Raw genomic sequence first — 1256 nt, forward strand, 5'->3', positions numbered from 1 at the left:
CAGGGCAAGATCGCGAACGTTTTTTAAGCAGGGCACGAGGATTTGACCGACCGAACAGGGTGTGATCTTATACTCTCTTTTACGGGAGTTTCGTCATGAACCATCAAGCGGCATTTACCCAATTCTTCTCCGAACTTGAAGACCCTCGTCAGACAACCAAAATCGCGTACCCCTTCTTCGATGTGGTTTTTCTCACCGTCTGTGCTGCTATTGGTGGAGCTCAAGGTTGGGAAGATATCGAGCTTTTCGGCGAGGCACATCTGGAATGGTTTCAGCGTAATGGATTGTTTCATAACGGATTACCTGTTCACGACACCATAGCCAGGATCATCTCCCGTATTCAACCGGAGCAATTCCAGAACGCCTTCGTCCGCTGGATGCAAGCAACATCAGAACGTACCGATGGTGAGCTGATTGCCATTGACGGCAAGACCTTACGCAGCTCTTACGACCGAGACAGTCGTCAGTCTACCATTCATATGGTCAGTGCCTTTGCCGCTGAGAATCGTCTGGTGCTCGGGCAAGTCAAAACAGATGAGAAATCTAACGAAATCACCGCCATTCCTGAATTACTGGCACTCCTCGATATAAAAGGCTGCCTGGTATCCATCGATGCCATGGGCTGCCAGACTGGAATAGCCTCAACCATAGTCAAGGGCGGTGGCGACTACTTGCTGGCGGTAAAAGGTAACCAGCCCACACTGCATAATGCAGTACGCGCAGCTCTGGCCGAGTCGACCAAGAAGCCGCTGAGTGAAGAAACGCTCAGTGTCGAGAAAGAGCACGGTCGCATCGATGGCCGCGAGTACCATGTGTTACCAGCCGGAGCACTATCAGAGCAATTTCCAGAGTGGAAATCGCTGAAGACTGTCGGTGTCGCAATATCCTATCGAATTGAAAATATGGAAAAATTTTCGATGGAGTATCGCTACTACATCAGCTCGGCTGAACTGACACCAGAGCAGTTTGCTTCAGCGGTACGAGGGCACTGGGCAATTGAAAATAGCCTGCACTGGGTTCTGGATGTCGTGATGAATGAGGATGCCTGCCAGATATATCGAGGTGATGCCCCTCAAATATTGGCCTGTGCACGACACATGGCGCAAAACATGCTGCGAGCCGAAACCAGCCGTAAGGCAAGCTTGCGGAAGAAGCAGCAATTTGCGGGCATGAGCAGCCCATATCTGGAAAAGGTATTGGATTCAGGGCTGGCTGAATTGAAGTCAATTTAACAATATGTTCACGCTCTCGCCCTG

1 protein-coding gene is annotated in these 1256 nt (G+C 50.5%); it reads left to right on the plus strand.

The features are described from left to right. Positions 1–95: 95 nt before the first annotated feature. Positions 96–1232, plus strand: coding sequence for an ISAs1 family transposase (locus OKC27_RS22675; protein ID WP_024943479.1), 1137 nt, complete (start codon positions 96–98; stop codon positions 1230–1232). Positions 1233–1256 lie beyond the last annotated feature (24 nt).

The organism is Aeromonas sp. QDB62 (assembly GCF_027705695.1).
Taxonomy (GTDB): domain Bacteria; phylum Pseudomonadota; class Gammaproteobacteria; order Enterobacterales; family Aeromonadaceae; genus Aeromonas; species Aeromonas allosaccharophila.